This window comes from Microlunatus endophyticus (genome assembly GCF_014646195.1).
Lineage (GTDB): Bacteria > Actinomycetota > Actinomycetes > Propionibacteriales > Propionibacteriaceae > Microlunatus > Microlunatus endophyticus.
In genome coordinates this window covers 161510-179924 of the sequence record NZ_BMMZ01000003.1, presented here as the reverse complement: position 1 = coordinate 179924, position 18415 = coordinate 161510, and the positions used below count along the sequence as shown (strand labels likewise).

17 protein-coding genes are annotated in these 18415 nt (G+C 66.1%); 8 read left to right on the top strand and 9 right to left on the bottom strand.

Features of this window, described 5'->3' with window-relative positions; translation table 11 throughout:
* Positions 1-131: 131 nt before the first annotated feature.
* The 5 genes from IEY07_RS07695 (at position 132) to IEY07_RS07675 (ending at position 6848) form a co-directional block, all read left to right on the top strand.
* Complete coding sequence (locus IEY07_RS07695) at positions 132-2273, top strand: ABC transporter substrate-binding protein (protein ID WP_188894615.1); 2142 nt, start codon at positions 132-134, stop codon at positions 2271-2273.
* Between the two features lie 36 nt (positions 2274-2309).
* Positions 2310-3305: an ABC transporter permease gene (locus IEY07_RS07690; protein ID WP_188894614.1), complete on the top strand. Its 996-nt coding sequence runs from the start codon at positions 2310-2312 to the stop codon at positions 3303-3305.
* A complete protein-coding gene (locus IEY07_RS07685; RefSeq protein ID WP_229669828.1) occupies positions 3302-4435 on the top strand; it encodes an ABC transporter permease in 1134 nt (377 codons plus the stop codon). The genes IEY07_RS07690 and IEY07_RS07685 overlap by 4 nt, the downstream gene beginning before the upstream one ends.
* Positions 4436-4592: 157 nt before the next feature.
* Positions 4593-5645 carry a Gfo/Idh/MocA family protein gene (locus IEY07_RS07680; protein ID WP_188894613.1) on the top strand — a complete coding sequence of 351 codons (1053 nt, stop codon included), beginning with the start codon at positions 4593-4595 and terminating at the stop codon, positions 5643-5645.
* Between the two features lie 36 nt (positions 5646-5681).
* Complete coding sequence (locus tag IEY07_RS07675) at positions 5682-6848, top strand: Gfo/Idh/MocA family protein (protein ID WP_188894612.1); 1167 nt, start codon at positions 5682-5684, stop codon at positions 6846-6848.
* Positions 6849-6923: 75 nt separating this feature from the next.
* Here the strand turns inward: IEY07_RS07675 and IEY07_RS07670 are convergent, their stop codons facing one another.
* The 5 genes from IEY07_RS07670 to IEY07_RS07650 all read right to left on the bottom strand — a co-directional run bounded on the left by IEY07_RS07670 (position 6924) and on the right by IEY07_RS07650 (position 11237).
* Positions 6924-7742, bottom strand: a complete 819-nt coding sequence (locus IEY07_RS07670; RefSeq protein ID WP_229669827.1) for an alpha/beta fold hydrolase — start codon at positions 7740-7742, stop codon at positions 6924-6926.
* 22 nt (positions 7743-7764) lie between these two features.
* Positions 7765-8604: an SRPBCC domain-containing protein gene (locus IEY07_RS07665; RefSeq protein WP_188894610.1), complete on the bottom strand. Its 840-nt coding sequence runs from the start codon at positions 8602-8604 to the stop codon at positions 7765-7767.
* Complete coding sequence (locus IEY07_RS07660) at positions 8601-8933, bottom strand: ArsR/SmtB family transcription factor (RefSeq protein WP_188894609.1); 333 nt, start codon at positions 8931-8933, stop codon at positions 8601-8603. The genes IEY07_RS07665 and IEY07_RS07660 overlap by 4 nt, the downstream gene beginning before the upstream one ends.
* A 52-nt stretch (positions 8934-8985) precedes the next feature.
* Positions 8986-9327, bottom strand: coding sequence for a hypothetical protein (locus IEY07_RS07655; RefSeq protein WP_188894608.1), 342 nt, complete (start codon positions 9325-9327; stop codon positions 8986-8988).
* Positions 9328-9779: 452 nt separating this feature from the next.
* On the bottom strand, positions 9780-11237 hold the full coding sequence (locus IEY07_RS07650; protein WP_188894607.1) for a glycine hydroxymethyltransferase: 1458 nt from the start codon (positions 11235-11237) through the stop codon (positions 9780-9782).
* 153 nt (positions 11238-11390) lie between these two features.
* On the opposite strand from IEY07_RS07650, the gene IEY07_RS07645 reads away from it, so the two are divergent.
* Both IEY07_RS07645 and IEY07_RS07640 read left to right on the top strand, forming a co-directional pair.
* On the top strand, positions 11391-11762 hold the full coding sequence (locus IEY07_RS07645) for an SdpI family protein (protein ID WP_188894606.1): 372 nt from the start codon (positions 11391-11393) through the stop codon (positions 11760-11762).
* A gap of 45 nt (positions 11763-11807) precedes the next feature.
* Positions 11808-13001, top strand: coding sequence for an MFS transporter (locus tag IEY07_RS07640; protein WP_188894605.1), 1194 nt, complete (start codon positions 11808-11810; stop codon positions 12999-13001).
* A gap of 153 nt (positions 13002-13154) precedes the next feature.
* On the opposite strand, the gene rlmB is transcribed toward IEY07_RS07640, so the two are convergent.
* The 3 genes from rlmB to IEY07_RS07625 form a co-directional block, all read right to left on the bottom strand.
* Entirely contained in the window at positions 13155-14117 is a 963-nt protein-coding gene (rlmB, locus tag IEY07_RS07635) for a 23S rRNA (guanosine(2251)-2'-O)-methyltransferase RlmB (RefSeq protein ID WP_188894604.1), read from the bottom strand.
* 97 nt (positions 14118-14214) lie between these two features.
* A complete protein-coding gene (gene cysS, locus IEY07_RS07630; RefSeq protein WP_188894603.1) occupies positions 14215-15621 on the bottom strand; it encodes a cysteine--tRNA ligase in 1407 nt (468 codons plus the stop codon).
* 74 nt (positions 15622-15695) lie between these two features.
* On the bottom strand, positions 15696-16121 hold the full coding sequence (locus IEY07_RS07625; RefSeq protein WP_188894602.1) for a MarR family winged helix-turn-helix transcriptional regulator: 426 nt from the start codon (positions 16119-16121) through the stop codon (positions 15696-15698).
* A gap of 139 nt (positions 16122-16260) precedes the next feature.
* On the opposite strand from IEY07_RS07625, the gene IEY07_RS07620 reads away from it, so the two are divergent.
* The gene (locus IEY07_RS07620; protein ID WP_188894601.1) at positions 16261-17406 is read left to right on the top strand and encodes an acyl-CoA dehydrogenase family protein; all 1146 of its coding nucleotides are present in this window, start codon (positions 16261-16263) and stop codon (positions 17404-17406) included.
* A 178-nt stretch (positions 17407-17584) separates the two neighbouring features.
* Here the strand turns inward: IEY07_RS07620 and IEY07_RS07615 are convergent, their stop codons facing one another.
* Positions 17585-18385, bottom strand: coding sequence for an LLM class F420-dependent oxidoreductase (locus IEY07_RS07615; RefSeq protein WP_188894600.1), 801 nt, complete (start codon positions 18383-18385; stop codon positions 17585-17587).
* Positions 18386-18415: the final 30 nt, after the last annotated feature.

Sequence of the window (18415 nt, the reverse complement as noted above, 5' to 3'; positions counted from 1 at the left end):
AGAACGGGCTGACAGTTGATCGTCAGTCGTGGGCTGACCAGATTCGTCCTTCCGCCACGACGTCTGCTCGCAACGATGTGATCATCCGCTGTGCTTTCCTGCTTGTTTCACAGACCAATGGGGGTCGGAACATGGGTCGTATCAGTCGACGTCATCTGCTCTACAGCTCGGCGCTGGTCGCCGGCGGTGCGGCGCTGGCCGCCTGCAGTGGTGGCGGGTCGAACAATGCCGGGGACAACTCCTCGTCGAATCCGTCCGCCGGCGGAACCGCCGGTGCATCGAAGAAGGGTGACGTCACGACGGCGCTCGCGCGCCCGTCGAGCATCCAGGAATCGCCTGCACTGAAGGGAAAGAGCCTCCCTCCGGTCGCCCAGCGGATCCCGGACAAGCCGTACGTCATCCCACACCGTTGGGCCGGTGCCGGTAAGTACGGCGGCACGCTCAACCAGGTCGTCTTCTCGGCCGACGGCGCGTCGAACGCGACTTCGATGGCCGAGTTCTTCTACGGCAACTCGCCGCTGCGCTTCCTCAACGACGGCCTGAACATCGGGCCGGGTCTGGCCGATTCATGGGAGTCGAATGACGACGCCAGTGAATGGACGTTGCACTTCCGCAAGGGGCTCAAGTGGTCCGACGGCCAGCCGTTCTCCGTCGACGACATGCTGTTCTGGTGGGAGGACATCGTCCTGGCTGGTCATGACGCCCAGGCGCCCCCACCCGCGCTGGTCTCGGGCAAGGGCACCTTGGCCAAGGTGAAGAAGACCGACGATCAGACCCTCGTCTTCACCTATGACGCACCGGTCCCGTTGTTCCCGGATGGTTTGGCGACCTATGTGAACGGCGGCATCGGCAAGAACGGGCCGATCTATCTGCTGCCGAAGCATTACCTCAAGCAGTTCCATCCCAAGTACAACCCCAAGACGCCGAAGGACTGGGACAGCCCGGGCGGACTCTGGGAAGCGAAGTCGAACTGGGTCATGAATCCGGACTGCCCGACCATGACCGGATTCCGGTGCAAGACGTTCGACAACAACACCGGCGTGGTTCTGGAGCGCAATCCGTACTACTACGTGGTCAACACTAACGGCGATCAGTTGCCCTATCTCGACGAGGTGCATTTCACCGTCCAGACCAACGCGCAGACGATCAAGCTGCAGATCCAGCAGGGCTCCGTCGACTTCTGCATGGGCCAGTTCAACCAGATCACGCTGGCCGACGTCTCGACGCTCACCGATGCCAAGGAGAAGGGCAACTACGACATCCTGCTGTGGAACAGCGGTTCCGGGACCGGATCGATCTTCTTCTTCAACTACGACTGGATCGCGACTGACCCCAAGGTCGGCAAGCTGATCCGTGACAAGCGGTTCCGGCAGGCGGTCTCGTACGGCTGGGATCGCGAATCGACCCGCAAGACGTTGTACTTCGGCACCGGTGAGCTCACCACCGGCACGGTCGGCCCGGGCTCGACGGAGTTCCACGCCCAGCCGAACGGACAATCGGCGTACAACCAGTGGCGGGATGCCTACAAGGCTTTCGATCCGGCCAAGGCCAAGTCGCTGCTCACCGACCTCGGACTGAAGGACACCAACGGCGACGGCTATCTCGAGTTCGCGGACGGCTCGAAGCTGAGCCTGCAGATTCCCTACTCGGCCGACATCCCGGCGACCGAGGCGGCCAAGGACGACCAGTTCGTGGCAGACATGAAGAAGATCGGGCTGCACTTCACCCGCAACCCGATCTCGCCCGCGGCATACACCACCAACTGGACCAACGGACAGTACATGGCGCACACCAACTGGTCATGCGACAACGGCACGTCCATCCTGGTCGTCGCGAACTGGTTGGTTCCGGTGAACAACCAGAACTGGGCGCCGCTGGAGGGGTCCTGGTTCAACTACCTCGGCACCGGGACCAACGACAAGGAGACCAACGTCGCGCCGATCAAGCGACATCCACCGCGGATGGAGCCCGAGAAGGGCGGTCCGGTCGAGAAGATGACCCAGCTCTACCAGCAGGCCCGGGTCGAGCCGGACACCACCAAGCGCAACCAGCTGGTGTGGGAGATCATGAAGGTCCACGTCAGCGACGGGCCGTTCTTCATCGGATCGACGGCGAACTACCAGAATGTCGTCACAAAGAGCAAGGACCTGGGGAACGTGCCGACATCGGACAACCTTGCCCTGGGCGGGATCACCAACCCCTGGCACACACCGACGCCGGCGATGTATGACCCCGAACTGTGGTTCTGGAGCGATCCCACCAAGCATTCCTGATCGGCCCGTCGGACAAGATCATCTCGGGAGATTCCTATGCTGATTGTCGTCGTACGCCGGATCGTGTACATGATCGTCACGATCGCGATCGTGTCGGTGTTGAGTTTTGCGATCATTTCGGCTCCGCCTGGTAGTGCGCTGGCGCAGAAGATCAATCAGTTGCAGTCGCAGGGTGGTGCGGTGACGCAGCAGCAGGTGGAGGCGTTGGAGGCTCAGTACGGTGTCAATGATCCGTGGTTTGTGAAGTACGTGAAGTGGATCGGCGGATTCCCGCACGGAAATTTCGGGCAGTCGTTCACGTTGAACGAGCCGGTCGGCAACCTGATCTGGTCCCGGCTGGGCCTATCGCTGGTATTGAGTCTTGGTGCTCTGGTGATCGCGTGGGGGTTGTCGATCCCGCTCGGGGTGTTCTCGGCGACGCATCGGCATACGTTGCCGGATGCGGTGATCACGGTGATCCAGTTCGTGGGTGTGGCGATCCCGGAGTTCTTGTTCGCGTTGGTGGTGATGACGTTGGCGGCGACATATCTGGGTTCGGATGTGGGGGGCTTGTTCTCCGAGCACTTTCAGGGTGCGGCCTGGGACTGGTCGAAGTTCGTCAACCTGTTGTCACATCTGTGGATTCCGCTGGTGGTGATCTCGGCGGGGTCGACGGCCTGGTTGACGCGGGTGATGCGGGCGAATCTGTTGGATGTGTTGAACCAGCAGTATGTGCAGACAGCGCGGGCCAAGGGAGCGACGGAGAGGGTGGTGATCTGGCGGCATGCGGTGCGTAATGCGTTGCATCCGTTGGTGATGACGTTCGGGACGACGTTTCCGGCGTTGATCTCGGGTGAGGCGATCGTGTCGATCGTGTTGAATCTGCCGACGACGGGTCCGTTGCTGGTGAATGCGTTGTTGAACAAGGACATGTATCTGGCCGGGACGATCATCTTGATGTTGTCGGCGTTGTTGGTGATCGGCAATTTCGTCGCCGACATCCTGTTGGCCGTGGTCGATCCGCGGATCCGGCTGGAAGCAGGTCGCTCGTGACCACGGCGGTGCTGCCGGAGACCGGCTCCGACATCCCCCCGCCTGATCAGGCGGGGATCGCCGAGCCGTCGTCGATCGGTGAGGTGTCGCAGTGGCGGTTGATGGCGCGCCGGTTCCGGGCCAGTCGGCTCGCGGCGGCGAGTGTGATCGTGTTGTTGATCTTGTACTTGTGTGCGGTGTTCGCAACCTTCCTGGCGCCGAATCCGTACGACCAGCAGGATTCGGACCAGAAGTACGCGGCCCCGTCGGCGCTGACCTGGGACGGCGGTCCGGCGATCTGCTCCAAGACCCAGTATCTGGACAAGGCCCGGTTCGAGTACAAGTACCGCACCGACTGCGACAACGGTGTCCCGATCCGCGTCTTCGGCCGGGGTTTCGAGTACAAGTTGTTCGGTGTGATCCCGACCGACCGACACCTGCTCACGGTGGCTGCGCCGCACAAACTGTTGCTCTGGGGTGCCGATTCGCAGGGCCGGGACGTTTTCGCCCGCGCGATGCAGGGCGCCCGGGTGTCGTTGACGATCGGCCTGATCGGGGTGGCGGTCGGCACCTTCCTCGGAGCGACGATCGGCACCGTGTCGGGGTTCTTCGGCGGCGCGATCGACAACATCCTGCAACGCTTCATCGAGTTGCTGCTGTCGTTGCCGACGCTGCCGCTGTGGCTGGCGCTGGCGGCGATCCTGCCCCAGGACATGTCGGTCACCAACCGGTATCTGCTGATCACCCTGATCCTGTCGTTGGTCGGCTGGGCCGGGCTGGCACGGCAGGTCCGTGGAAAGGTCCTGGGCTATTCCTCCAGTGAATACGTGGCAGCGGCGCGGGCGGCCGGTTCCGGGAACGCCCGGATCGTATTCACCCACCTGTTGCCGAACGCCACCAGCCATATCGTGGTGACCGCGATGCTCGCCGTCCCGGCCACCATCATTGCCGAGACCTCGCTGTCCTTCCTGGGTGTCGGGATGCTGCCACCGGCAGTCAGCTGGGGCGTCCTGCTCTCCGATGCCCAAAGCGTCTCCACCGTCCAGCAGTATCCGTGGCTCCTCATCCCCGCCGGACTCGTCGTCCTCGCCGTCATCTGCTTCCAACTCATCGGCGACGGACTCCGCGACGCCGTCGACCCCTACAGCTGATGATCCGCACAGCTGATGACTGGTCACTCCGGTCAGGTCCGCGAAGTGTCCGCATGATGATCATCAGGTGGCAATCGGCTGCAACCGGTAGGAATCCGGTGCCCGGCATCGGCAGACTGAGGCAGTAGCTGTAGCAGAGATTGATGAAAGGAACGCGATGACCCAGCAGCCTGTCCGCTTCGCGGCAGTCGGTCTTGATCATGCCCACATCTTCGGTCAGGTCAAGGGCCTCTCCGGAGCAGGAGCCGAATTGGTCGCCCTGGCCAGCGACGACCCGGAGGCCTCGGTCGCGCAGCAGATGCGGGACCTGGTGCCGGACGACGTGCCGTTCGCCGATTCGGTCGACGAGCTGCTCGAACGCGACGACATCGACCTGATCGTCACCGCTGCGGTCCCGGACCGGCGCGGGCCGATCGCGATCAAGGCACTGAAGTCGGGCAAGGACGTGGTGACCGACAAGCCGGGCTGCACGACGCTTGATCAACTCGAGGAGATCCGGCAGACCGTCGCCGACACCGGCCGATTCTGGTCGGTGACCTTCTCCGAGCGGTTCGAGGTGCCCGCGGTGACCAAGGCGGGCGAACTCGTCCGCGCCGGGAGGATCGGCAAAGTCGTCCAGACCCTCGGGCTCGGTCCGCATCGGATCGGTGACCGCGCTCACCTCGCGGGCGGCAAGGGCCGGCCGGAGTGGTTCTACCAGAAGGAGCGCTACGGCGGAATCCTCGCCGACATCGCCTCGCACCAGATCGACCAGTTCCTCTGGTTCACCGGTGCAACCTCGGCCGAGGTGGTGACGAGCACAGTCGGCAACTTCGCCAATCCGGACACTCCCGGGCTGCAGGACTTCGGCGAGGTGCTGTTGCGCAGCGAGGGTGCGCAGGGGTACATCCGCGTCGACTGGTACACCCCGCAGGGCCTGCCGACCTGGGGTGACGGCCGGCTGCTGGTGCTGGGCACCGAGGGTTACATCGAGATGCGCAAATACATCGACATCGAGGGCAGGCCGGGGGGCAACCACCTCTTCCTCGCCGACCAGAACGGCACCGAATACGTCGACTGCTCCGACGTCACCCTCGACTACTACCCGAATCTGATCAACGACGTCCGGGATCGTACGCAGACCGCGGCGCCGCAGGAGCACACCTTCGAAACCATGCGGCTGGCGCTGGTCGCCCAGCAGGACGCCACCTTGCGCGGAGCCGCTCAGTAGAGCGGCCACGAGAGCCGCCCACCAAAGGAGAAGTTGATGGCACAGGCACCGCTGAAGGTCGCCGTCGTCGGTTGTGGAAACATCGGCAACCGGCACGCGGCCGGCTACCTGGCGACCGGCAAGACCGAACTCGTCGGCGTGGCCGACCCTGTCAAGGATCGTGCCGACGGCTACGCCGCGAAGTACGGTTCGACGGCCTACGGCAGTGCCAAGGAGCTGCTGGCCGAGCAGCAGCCCGACCTGGTGTCGGTGCCGACGCCGCCCGGCAGCCATGCCGAGGTTGCGCTCGAGGTGCTCGCGACCGGAGCGTCGGTGCTGCTGGAGAAGCCACCGGTGCTCAACCTCGCCGAGATGGATGCCTTGGCCGAGGCCGAGGCCGCCAACGGCGGGTCGGTCTACGTGATCTTCCAGCACCGGCACGGGTCCGGTGCGCAGCGGGCCCACCGCCTGCTGTCCGCCGGTGATCTTGGTACGCCGCGGGTTGCGGTCTGCGAGACGCTCTGGTTCCGGCCGCGGAGCTATTTCGATCCCGATTGGCGTGGCACCTGGGTCGGGGAGGGCGGCGGCCCGACACTCGGCCATGGGATCCACCAGGTCGATCTGCTGCTGCATCTGCTCGGCCCGTGGAAGACCCTGACCGCAACCGCCGTACGCCTCGACCGCCCTGTGCAGTTCGAGGACGTCTCGCTGGCTACAGTGATCTTCGAGAGCGGCGCCGTCGGCACGGTGATCAACAGCCTGTTGTCGCCGGACGAGTTGAGCCGAATCCGGATCGACACCGACGGTGGGTCGCTGGAAGTCGATCATCTCTACGGCTACTCCGATGCCGACTGGAAATTCCACCCGGCGCCAGATGCGGCCCGCGCCGCGACCTTCGGCCTGAACCCGGGCGAGCGGGGCGCGGACGGCTCGGCATCGGTTGCGGCCACTGATCCGTGGACCGCCTCGGCAGGCGAGGATGCGCCGAGCAACCACCAGGCGCAGATCAGCCGCCTGGTCGACGATCTGCTGGCCGGGCGGACCCACGAGACCACTTTGGCCAGCACGCGGCCGACGATGGAATTCGTCAGCGCTCTCTACGCGTCCGCGCTGACCGGCAGCCCGGTGGACCGGGCCGATCTCGTTCCGGGACATCCGTTCTACGCGGCGCTGAACGGCGGTGTCGGTCAGGACGCGATCGACAAGGCGATGATCATCACCTGATCCGAAAGGCCCTGAGCTGGTCGAAGGGCAACCGGAGCCCTTCGCCAGCGGCGCCGCCCGCCGGCAGCAGGGGGCTCAGACGGGGAAGGTCTCGGTCAGGAACGGTGCGGTCCAGGCACCGTACGCCTTCACCTGGGCGGCGGTGTGTGCGATCCGCAGCCGGGAGTTGATCATGGTTTCGGCAAGCGCTACCGCCGTGGAGACAGGATGTCCGGGGTCCTTGGCCCAGGGCAGCAACAGGGTCTCGTGCGTGATCGTGGCAATCTCGTCCAGAGCTGGCAGATCGGTGGCGGCAGCACCGCGCATGATCGTCGCCATGAGCTCCGGCCTGATGTCCGGCGCCGGCGGTTCGGCGAACATGTCGGCGAAGATCTCCGGTTCGGTCGCATCGGCGAACATCGCCTCAAGGGCTTCTTGATCATTGCGCTCCAGGGCGTCGGCCATCCGGACATAGAAGTCGGATTGCGCTATCCGGGTCTGCCAGGCGGTCGGCGGAGCCGTGAGCACCAGCGCTCCGATCCGGTCGGGCTCCTTGAGCGCGGCGAAGATCGAGGTGGCAGTACCCATCGAGTTGCCCACCAGTGCGACCTGTTGGCCGGGTGCGACGGCCTCGGCGAAGGCGAGCAGGTCGTCGGCGAGCGCGGACCAGTGATAGTCACCCGGGTCGGTGCTGCCGGTCGATTGGCCGTGCCCACGGGCGTCGTAGGAAACCAGCGTGTAGCCGGCGTCGATCACCGGCGACAGATCGAGCAGTCCGGTGGCGGCATTGCTGGCCCGGCTCGAAGTGAGCCCGTGGGCGATGATCACCACCGGTCCGGACCCAGCCCTGGAGTAGGCGAGGTCCACGCCGCGGACAGGGACGGTGCCGGTGGTTCCAGCATCAGTATCGGTCACAGCTGCTGATCGTACGACCGGGTCACGATGCCGCCGCGTCCCGCATGCCCGGCGGGGCTTGCACGAAGGTCCACCGGCGGCCCTCGAGATCCTCGGCCCGGTAGCTGGTGAAGCCATAACTGGTGATAGGGGAGATGATCTTTGCGCCGGCTGCGCGAGCATGATCGAAGTGTTCCTTCAGATCGTTCACATGCACCCAGACGTCGTGGCCGCGCGGCGGCAGATCCTGATCACCGCCGGCGAACAGCGTGACCAGGCCGTCGCCCACGTGGAACTCGATCCAGCCGGATCCGGCACCGGGCTCGGGCAGCTGATCGACGTCCCAATCGCCCAACCGGAACACTGACCGCAGCCAGGATGCAGCAGCTGCCGGATCCCTGTAGTACAAGGCGATTCCCAGCCTGTTGATCTGGCGGGGCGTACGGCTCGCGGTGTTCCGCCGGAGGAACCAGGCGCCGTACGTTCGCAGCATGTTGACCCAGCCGAACCCGGCCTTGGCGGGATCGCCGGCGGGCAGCAGATACTGTCGGACAGTGACTCGGGTGCCGGTGTCGATCTTGGTGAATCTGATCTCGACCTCGGTGTCGGCACCGGTCAGCACCAGTCGCTCGCCGGGCTCCCAGACGGTGACGGTTTCTCTACTGGCCATCTCCCCGGCGGCCTCGTCGTAGACCTCGAGGACCCGGCCGCCGACGCCCGGCTCGATCCGGAACTCCGACAGTCGCGATGCGTCGTAATGGTTGATCGGACCTCGGACCCACCAGAGATCGATCTCGGTGGTGAAGATCTCGAAGGCGGTCATGGGATCGACGGCGACCTCCACGCTGGTCTCGGCCTCGGTACGCGGGGCATCGGTGCTCATCGGGTACGCCTCTTCTCCTCGACATGGGTTTTGAAGGATCCGAGCTGCTCGTCCCAGTGCGCCTGGACCTGGTCGATCCAGGCCTGCAGCGAGGTGATCAACTCAGGGCGAAGCGTGAAGATCCGGGCCCGTGCGTCATCCGGATCGCGAGTGTCGCTGACCAGGCCGGCCTGCAGCAGTTGGCGCAGGTGCCGGCTCATCACCGGGGCTGAGACTCCCGCTCGGGACGCGAGCTCGCCCGCCCGCTGCGGGCCTTCGCCCAGCAGCTCGACGACCCGGAGTCTGGTCGGGTCGGCCAGCGCGGCGAACATCTCCGATTGCTGCACCATAGGGCAATAGTTGTCAATATCTACAACTATTGTCAAGACCCCGGGAACGGAATCAGTGCAGATTCTGCAGCGGGTACCCGTTTTCCTTGCAGCCCCGGATGATCAACTTCTTGGCTTGCTTCGAGGTGTGGGTGGGGTGGTCAGAGGTGAGCAGGGCGATCGCCGCGTCCAGCCATTTCTTGGTGTCCTTGGACGGGTGTGACCGGTCGCGTACCTCTTTCAGCGTGGTCACCGCGACTTCGTTGGCCACCGAACCGGAGGCGACCGTGGCATCGATCGCCGGGCAGCCGATCTTGTACGCGTCCTCGGTTGTCAGATTGGTCTGCGAGCAGCCGGCCAGCGCGGCGATAGCCGCGACTGCCAGCGCGATGGACACCATCTTGCTCCCGAACACGCCCGCCAGTGTAGGTGGGCGAAAGGCCGGAGAACCGTGCACGGGCAGTCGTTCCCGGCCGGGCGGGCGACTTCTTCGGCTGCTTTGTGGATTGCCTCAGCAAGCCGCTATGCGTCGGTTCCGTGGCTGCGTGACCCGTGGAAAGAATCCTGGCGGTCGGGCAGGCCGGCCGTAGGGTCAGTCCGAACCAGAGGGCAGCTGACGACTGCTGACAGCGTCGTCGACGAGATCACCGGATCCCGATGTCCGAGGACGACTACCTCGCCCTCGATGACACCGTCCGCGGCGAGTACTGGATCGTCGACCCGGGGGATCATCAGATCCTCACCCACCAACTGCGCGACGGCTACTTCGTCGAGACCCGGCCGATCCACCGGCGGCGACGCCGCCCTGCGGTACGGCGACGTGACCGTAGCTGTCGACGTGGACGAACTGCTTCAGCCGTGGGGTTCCTAGAGTTCCAGGCCCGGATACAGCGGGTGGTTGCCCAGCAGTTCCTCGGCCGCCTTGTGGGTCGCTTCGGCAACGCCCGGTGCGATGCTGTATTTGGCCTTGCCCGGGGCACCGGAGCGGGTCGGTGTCGCCTCGGTCTGGGACAGGACGCCGACGATCAGCTCGGCCACCCGGTCGAAGTCGTCGATGCCGAGTCCGCGCGAGGTCAGTGCCGGGGTACCGAGCCGTACGCCCGAGGTGTACCAGGCACCGTTGGGGTCGTTGGGGACCGAGTTCCGGTTGGTGACGATGCCGGAATCCAGCAGCGCCGATTCCGCCTGTCGGCCGGTCAGCCCGTACGCCGTGGTGTCCAACAGCACCAGGTGGTTGTCGGTACCGCCGGTGACCAGCTTGGCGCCGCGCTTGAGGAAACCGTCGGCCAGGGCGTGCGCGTTGTCGGCGATGTGCTGCGCGTAGGTCCGGAATTCCGGCCGCCGGGCCTCCGCCAGGGCGACTGCCTTGGCGGCCATCACGTGGCCGAGCGGGCCGCCGAGCACCATCGGGCAGCCGCGGTCGACATCGGCGGCGAACTCCTCCGTGGCCAGCACCATCCCGCCGCGCGGGCCGCGCAGTGACTTGTGGGTCGTGGTGGTGACGATGTCGGCGTGCGGCACCGGGTCCTCGTCGCCGGTGAAGACCTTGCCGGCCACCAGACCCGCGAAGTGGGCCATGTCGACCATCAGCACGGCGCCGTTCTCGTGGGCGATCTCGGCCATCTTCGCGAAGTTGATCCGACGCGGGTAGGCGGAGTAGCCGGCGATCAGCACCAGCGGCTTGAACTCCCGGACCACCCGGGCGACCTCGTCGTAGTCCAGCAGCTCGGTTTCGGGATCGGTGCCGTAGGAACGCTGGTGGAACATCTTGCCGGAGATGTTGGGCCGGAACCCGTGGGTCAGGTGGCCGCCCGCGTCCAGCGACATGCCGACCGCCCGCTGCTCGCCGAACTTCTTGCGGAGCACCTCCCAGTCGTCCTCGGACAGGTCGTAGACGCTCTTCACGCCGTGCTCGGCAAGGGCCGGCGTCTCGACCCGGTTGGCCAGGATCGACCAGAAGGCCACCAGGTTGGCGTCGATGCCCGAATGCGGCTGGACATAGGCGTATTCGGCGCCGAACAGCTCGCGGGCGTGCTCGGCGGCGACCGATTCGACGGTGTCGACATTCTGGCAGCCCGCATAGAAGCGGTGCCCGATGGTGCCCTCGGCGTACTTGTCGCTGAGCCAGTTGCCCATCGTCAGCAGGACCGCCGGCGAGGCGTAGTTCTCCGAGGCGATCAGCTTCAGCGAATCGCGCTGGTCGGCGAGCTCGGACCTGATGGCGCCGGCGATGCGGGGCTCGACCGACTCGATCACCGAGAGCGCGGCGCGATAGGACTCCGAGGCCTTGGCGGTTGCGGTGGCGGCATCGAGGGATTCGGGCACGACGTACTCCTGTGTCGAGGGCTTTGGTCTCGGTGGACCGGTGCTTCTGTGAAAGCTGACTTGCCCAAATCTAGTGGTTGGGGCCCGTCGCTGCCCGACGGGTAAGGTCGCGACCGTGCATGTACGCCCCACGACCGCAGGCGAGGAAGACCGGTGAGTTTGGCGACTGCCGGACCCGGTCCAGGCTCCGCGATCCTGGTCGCCGCCTTCCTCACCGTCGCGCTGGCGGGGATGGCGTACGTGTCGCGGATGCTGGGCAACGGGACACTCGGACCGAATCCGTTGGTGGGCTTCCGGTTCCGGCCGCTGCTGCGGTCTGAGGAGGCTTGGCAACGCGGCCACCAGGCGGCTGTGCGGCCGCTGGTCACCGCCGCCTCAGTCGGCTTCCTGTCCCTGGTCGGTTCGGTGATCGGCTCGCGGCACGTGCTGCCGTATCTGATCTTCGTCGGCATCGCGCTGGCAGTGATGATCGTCGGCGTGATCCTTGCCGCGGTGCTGGCGGTGCGCGCGGCCAAACGGGTCTGACCGGCCCGTTTCAGCCGGCCGGAAGCGGTCCGGCAGACTCTGCTCATGCAGCCTGCGGTACGACGGGATCTTGTGGCGGTCCTGGTGTGTTTCGGCCTCTGCGGTGTCACCGTCGGCACCTGGGTCTCACGGATCCCGGCTGCCCGCGATCAGCTGGACGCGCCGCTGAGTGTGATCGGCCTGGTGCTGCTCTGCATGGGGCTCGGCTCGCTCGTGACACTGCCCTTCGGCAGCAGGTTGATCCACCTGCTGTCGGCGCGGGTGCTGTGCATGATCGGCGGCGCCGCGATGGCTGCCGCCTTCGCCGTGCTGCCGGACCTGCGCTCGCCGTACCTGTTCGGACTGATGTTGCTGATCGCCGGTGGCGCGCTCGGTTGCTGGGAGCTGGCGCTGAACGTGCACGGCGCGGAGGTCGAGAAGGCTGCCGGGCGGGCGGTGATGCCCGCCTTCCACGGATTGTGGAGTGGCGGCGTGATGCTCGGCTCAGGAGTCGGCGCGATCATGGCGTCGACCGGACACGGGATGGGAGTGCACTTCTGGATCGTGCTGCCGATCGCGGCCGTGGCCAACGCGCTGTGGGCATCGCGCTGGGACGATCACCGAACGCCGGTGGCCGAGGACGGCCGTCGCGTCAGGCCGTCGGTGAAGGTGATCACTCCGGCGATCATGGTGCTGGCGGTGATCATCCTGTTCTCCAACACCGGTGAGGGTACGGCCTCGGACTGGCTGGCGCTCTACGTCCACGATCAACGAGGGCTGGGCCAGGGTCTGGCTGCCGCGACCTACACGACGTACTCGGTGACCAGCACCTTCGGCCGGCTGGTCGGCGGATTCGTGGTCGACCGGCTCGGACGGCTTGCGGTGCTGCGGATCTCGGGGCTGCTGACCTGCGGTGCGATCGCGATCGTGCTCTTCGTCCCCGGCGGCGTCGCCCCCTATGTCGGCGCGGCTCTCTGGGGACTCGGCCTGGCCGTGGTCTTCCCGACCGTGATCACGATCGCGGGCATGCGGGGCGGCGACAACTCCGCCGGTGCGATCGCCGTGGTGTCGACGCTGGGCTACGGATCATTCCTGATCGCGCCGCCGCTGATCGGTCTGCTCGCCGACCGGGTCTCATTGCAGTTCGCGCTGGGCTGTGTGATGGTCCTGGTGCTCGGCATCGCGATCATGGCCGGCCCGGCGTTGGCAATGCGGTCAGCCGGCTCCGAGCCGAGTCACGATCACAAGCTCAAACGCTGATCCTGGTGGTGGGTCGCCGGGGCGGATCCGCTGGGATTGTGACCGAGGATTGCCCGGGTCCGGCCGACACGCCGCGGCAGACCGATCTGTGGTCACAATTTCAGCGCGGCCCGAGGGGGATCGGGGAGGCGGTGGTTGGCAGGCGGTGGTTGGCTAACCCTGAGCAGAGGTGGTCCGGGCGCGGAAGACTTCGTACAACGCGATGCTGGTCGCGACGCCGGCATTCAGCGATTCGACCGAGGACGTGATCGGGATGGCGGCGACCGTGTCGCAGGCCTCACGGACCAGGCGTGACAAGCCCTCGCCCTCACTGCCGACGACCAGCACCACCGGATCAGCAGCCTGGGGGAGTTCGGCGATGTCGGTGTCGCCGTCGCCGTCCAGCCCGACCACGAAGACGCCGGCCTTGGCGTAGCTCTGCAGCGTACGGGTCAGATTCGTCGCACGCGCCACCGGAATCCGGGCGGCCGCACCGGCCGAGGTCTTCCAGGCCGCGGCAGTCATCCCGGCCGATCGCCGCTCGGGGATGATCACACCATCGGCACCGAAGGCGGCGGCCGACCGGATCACCGCACCGAGGTTGCGCGGGTCGGTGACGTGGTCGAGAGCGACGAACAGCGGTCGCTCGGAGGCCTCGGCGAGCAGGTCGTCGGGATGCTTGTAGTCGTAGGCCGGCATTTGCACGGCAACGCCCTGGTGTACGCCGTCGGCCGTCATCCGATCAAGATCATTGCGGGTCGTCTGCAGCATCGTCATGCCGCGGTCGGCGATGATCCTGAAGATCTCCCGCAGCCGGTCGTCGCGTTCCGATCCTTCGGCGACATAGGCGGCCTGGATCGGCAACTCCGCCTGTAGGGCCTCGAGCACCGGGTTACGGCCGAAGATCCACTCCGGGCCGACGCCCTTGGGACCGGCGGCACGCCGCGGGCGGGTCGTGGTCGTCGACTGCCGGTCGCGGGACTGTTTGGCCTTGTACGCCTTGTGGTAGGGGCGGTCCTCGGCCTTCGGCGTCGGGCCCTTGCCCTCCAGGCCCCGGCGTACCCGACCACCGGAACCGGCGGTGTTGCCCTTGCCCTTGTGCCGTACGGCGCCCTTGCGCTGACTGTTTCCGGGCAAGATCAACAACCTTCTGTGTCGGGATCCGCACCAATTTCCGAGATCCGCACCAGCTGCAACGGGTGCGGCTCTCGGTATCTGGTGCGGCTGCGTGCTGTCATCGGGCGAGCCGCCATTTCGGCCCCTGCGGGGTGTCGGAGATCTCGACACCGAGTTTGATCAAGGAGTCGCGGATCCCGTCGGAGGCGGCGTAGTCCTTGCGGGCCCTGGCATCCTCGCGCTGCTTGAGCAGTTCGCTGATCAGGCCGTCGACGACCGTCTCGAGGGCGTCGTCGTGTCCGGACTGATGCTGCCAGACCGGGTCGTCGGCGGCCAGGCCGAGCACGCCGAGCATCCCGGAAACCTCGCCGAGGCGCGCGGCGACGACCTGCCGATCACCGGACTCGATCGCCGAATTCCCTTCCCTGACGGCGGTGTAGAGCACGGCAATGGCGCCGGGCGTACCAAGATCATCGTTCATCGCCTCGATGAATGCGTCCGGCAGCGTCGGCTCGACCGGACCGATGACGTCGCGGGCCCGGTCGACGAAGTTGTCGATCCGATCGAGCGACGCGGTCGCCTCGGCCAGCGAGGTGTCGGCGTACTCGATCGCCGAGCGGTAATGCGGTGCGAGCAGGTAGAAGCGGACGGCCCGGGGCGGATACTGCTCGGTGACCTGTTTGACCAGCGCACCGTTGCCGAGCGACTTGCTCATCTTCGCACCCGAAGCGGTGACCCAGGCGTTGTGCATCCAGTAGCGCGCGAACTTCCGGCCTGCTGCGGTCGACTGGGCCAACTCGTTCTCGTGGTGCGGGAAGCGGAGGTCGATCCCGCCACCGTGGATGTCGAATTCGTCGCCCAGGTACTTGCCGGCCATCGCCGAGCACTCAAGATGCCAGCCCGGACGGCCGCGGCCCCAGGGGGTCTGCCAGGAAGCGGTCTCCGGCTCGCCGGGCTTGTGGCCCTTCCAGAGCGCGAAATCCCGCGGATCCTTCTTGCCACGCGGCTCGGAGTCCTCGGCCGGTTCCATATCGTCGATCTTCTGCCGCGACAGCTTGCCGTAGTCGGGCCAGGAGCGGACATCGAAATAGACATCACCGGACCCGTCGGCAGCGGGATAGGCGTGACCCCGGTCGATCAGGACCTTGATCAACTCGATCATCTCCGGGATGTGCCCGGTTGCGCGCGGCTCGTAATCGGGCGGCAGGCAGCCCAGGGCGGCGTACGCGTCGTGCAGCTCCCGCTCGAACTTGTACGCATGCGCCCACCACGGGACGCCCAGCTCCGCCGACTTGGTCAGGATCTTGTCGTCGATATCGGTGACGTTGGCGACCACGGTGACCTGATAGCCGATCCTGGTGAGCCAGCGGCGCAGGACGTCGAAGACGACCTCCTTACGGATGTGGCCGACATGCGGTGAGGACTGGACGGTCAGGCCACAGTGGTAGATCGACACCTGACCCGGGACCACGGTGTCGAGGTCCCGCACGGCCTGCGTGGCGGAGTCATAGAGTCGAAATGGCACGGGCCCAGCTTAGTGTCCACCCCGCCGTGGGACTGCTTCGTTATCCGGCGGCGGCGCCGACTGCACCTGGGGCGTCAGTCGTCGGAGTCGATCAGACCATTCAGCGCCGCGATCGAACGGCGCACCGCGGCCCGGTCCTCGGCGTTCAGAGTGCCCAGCCGGGGCGCCAGGAACGAGCCCAGCTCGTGCCGGATCGCCGACAGCTTGGCCCGGCCCGAAGAGGTCACCGAGATCAGCGAGACGCGGGCGTCCCGCGGGTCGGAGTGCCGCTCGACCAGCCCTTGTTCCTCGAGGCGCTTGATGTGGTTGGTGATGGTCGGCTGGGAACTTCGCTCCTGCAGCGCCAGATCGCTGATCTTGAGCTGGCCGGCGTCCCGCAGGCGGGAAAGGATCCGGGTTGCCGCAACACTGAGGCCTGCCTGGGTTGCCGGTGCCCAGCGGACAACGCGCGCCGAAACGGCGATCAGGTCTTCACCCAGTTGGTGGAGATCGTCTGTCATTGCCGAATCGTACCCGGATCGGGCGGTGCAGGGGGCCGGATCGGAGGCAGTGAAACGTGTGTAGTCTCGGCATCGAGTCAATTTCGCCTCAGCGGAGTTGGCACTGGATTGCCACGGTGTTTCTCGCAGGAGTCTGCCGATGTCTGTCGATCGCTTGTTGCCCGGCGCCGGGTCCGAAGAACTGGTCGCTCTGATTTCGGAGATCGCACACGAACAGCTGGCGCCCCGAGCGAGTGCCGCGGAGGCAGCGGAGAATTTCCCCCGCGACGAATTCCGATTGCTCGGACGTGCCGGGATGTACGGCCTGCCGTATCCCGAGCGGTGGGGCGGACTGGATCAGCCGTACGAGGTCTATCTGCAGGCGTTGGAGGAGGTCGCCGCCGCCTGGATGTCGGTCGGCGTCGGCGTGTCGGTGCATGTCATGACGTGTCTGGCTCTGGTCCGTCACGCCACGCCGCAGCAGCAGGACCGGTTCCTGCCCGAGATGCTGGGCGGGGAGTTGCTGGGGGCGTACGCGCTCAGCGAGCCGCAGGCCGGATCCGACGTGGCGAGCATAACGAGCCGGGCGAAGCGCACCGATTCCGGTTACGAGCTGCACGGCCAGAAGGCATGGATCAGTCACGCCGGGCATGCCGACTATTACCTGAGTTTCATCAGGACCGGCGAGGACCGCAATCACGGGGTCAGTTGTTTCCTGGTCCCGGCGGGAATTGGTGGCCTTTCGTTCGGCGAACCGGAACGCAAGATGGGCCTGACCGCATCGACCACGGGTGCGGTCTATTTCGATGGCGTCGCGGTCGGCGATGACCGGCTGATCGGGGCCGAAGGGGATGGGCTCACGATCGCCCTCGGCGCACTGGATTCGGGCCGGCTCGGAATTGCCGCCGCAGCAACCGGCTTGGCCCAGGCGGCTCTCGACCTGGCTTCGGAGTATGCGGAACAGCGGGTGCAGTTCGGGCGCACCATCGGCGAATTCGAGGGCCTGCAGTTCCTGCTCGCCGATATGGCGGCCGCGGTCGGCAGTGCCCGGGCCTGTTACCTGCTTGCCGCGCGCAGGCGGGATGCGGGCAAACCCTTCAGTCGCGATGCGGCCATCGCCAAGCTGACCGCGACCGATGCGGCGATGAAGGTCACCACCGACGCGGTGCAGGTGCTCGGCGGGTACGGCTACACCCGTGATTTCCCGGCCGAACGCTACCTGCGGGAGGCGAAGGCCACCCAGATCTTCGAGGGCACCAACCAGGTGCAGCGTCTGGTTATTGCCAGGGAACTCCTCCGCGATTGAGGTGCTGGCGCACCGCAACCGCGGAGGAGTTCCGGCAATAACGGCAAGGGGGACGACCCCCTTGCATCCCCCGGTCGCATGCCTCGGGTGCCTTCGGTTGCGAGAGCGGTCGAATCGCATCGAGCGATTCGACCACTGATCGGTGCCTCGGTTCGGTGCCTTCGCTTTCGAGAGCCGCTCAGTGGCTGTTCTTGTCGTCGCGCCAGGCGAGCCAGTCGCGCAGGGGACCGACGTCGTAGCCGGTCGCGCCGTCGCACTCGACGGTGAGCAGCCGGGTGCCGGTCTCATAGATCGCGTCGCCGCCGGCATCGGGCGATCGCGGGGCGCCGGAGGCACGTTCGATCTCGGCGGGATTCCGACCGACCCGGGTGCACCAGTCGTTGAGCACCTGGTTCTTGTGGGCCAGAGTTTCGGCGTCACCGAAGCCATGCCAGATATCGGCGTGTTCCGCGACGATCTTGAGCGTCTTGCGTTCGCCGCCGCCGCCGATCAGGATCGGGATCGACCGGGTCGGCTGCGGATTCAGCTTGGCCCAGCGGGCCTTGATCCGCGGCAACGCCTGTGCCAACTCGTCGATCCGCGAGCCGGCAGCGCCGAATTCGTAGCCGTACTCGCTGTAGTCGCGCTCGAACCAGCCGGCGCCGATGCTCAGGATCAGCCGGCCGGAGCTGATGTGATCAACGGTGCGGGCCATATCGGCCAGCAGATCCGGATTGCGGTAGGTGTTGCAGGTCACCAGGGCGCCGATCTCGGCCCGGCTGATCTGCTCGCCCCAGGCACCGAGCATCGTCCAGCACTCGAAGTGCTTGCCGTCGGCTTCGCCGGACAGCGGGAAGAAGTGGTCCCAGTTGAAGATCACGTCGACGCCGAGTTCCTCGACCTGGTCGACCGCCCGCCTGATGTCGGCGTAGTCGGCGTGCTGAGGCTGGATCTGGACGCCGATCCGCATCGGACGGTCGGCGTACGAGGGTTCGGTCATGGCTGCTCGCCTTCTGAGGGTGGTGGGTGT